Raw genomic sequence first — 838 nt, forward strand, 5'->3', positions numbered from 1 at the left:
AATCACGCCGTGGCTCGGCACCTCCGCGGGTGGCTCGCGCGCCCGCCGCCTCACGCCGCGTTTTTCGCACCTCGCGCTCGAAGCCGCGATTCTCTACATTTTCGGCCGTATCCACACCCCTGAGGGCGACGACGCCGCGGCGCCCGCCGCCTCACTTGACGCGGAGATGGTTGCGGATGTGCGCACAGCGCTCGAAGATTCTGAGCTGGACGTGGACGAGGTGCTCGCCTGCATTGCCCGGGCCCAGGGCGCGATTGCGGCCGACCCGCACCTCACCCTCACGGCGAAGCAGTACGACGCCGAACGCCTGGCCGTCACGGAACTCGCGGGAGCGGAATCCGGGCGCGGGAAACTGACCTGGCCGCCCACCTCGCAAACCGTCATTAAGCGTTTCTCCGGGTATTGGAACGAGGCACTCCAGGCGGTTGGCCTGGCGGTCAGCAACGGGCGCAAGCGCGGGGCCTTGAAATTTGACCGGGAGGACTACGTGGATGCGCTGCGCAGCCACGCCATCGCGGCGCGGCGGAACGGCAAAACCGTCAGCTACAACGGGTACGTGGAGTGGCTTGCCGATTCGGGCAACCAGGGCACCTATCCCTCCGGGGCCGCCATCCGCCAGCGCTTTGGTTCGTGGTCCGCGGCGCTGGCGGAAGCAGGGATTAGCTAGCCGGCGCGGCCGCGCGCGTTGTGCGGCAGCCTGGCCCGGCCGTTGCCGGAACTGACCGGGCCGTACGCTGTCTCTTATACCCATTTAGATGTTTATAAGCGACAGGCTGGATAGTTTTGGCTGGCAGGCCAGCGTGCGTTGGCGGTTCACGTTGTACGGACGCGCGTGGGT

Annotated in this window: 1 pseudogene; it reads left to right on the top strand. The window is 67.1% G+C overall.

From position 1 onward, the window contains the following. Nucleotides 1–667 (top strand): annotated as a pseudogene (locus CZ322_RS10040) (hypothetical protein); the annotation flags it as partial. Nucleotides 668–838: the final 171 nt, after the last annotated feature.

The sequence above is a fragment of the Actinotignum timonense genome, assembly GCF_900155575.1.
GTDB classification, from domain to species: Bacteria; Actinomycetota; Actinomycetes; order Actinomycetales; family Actinomycetaceae; genus Actinotignum; species Actinotignum timonense.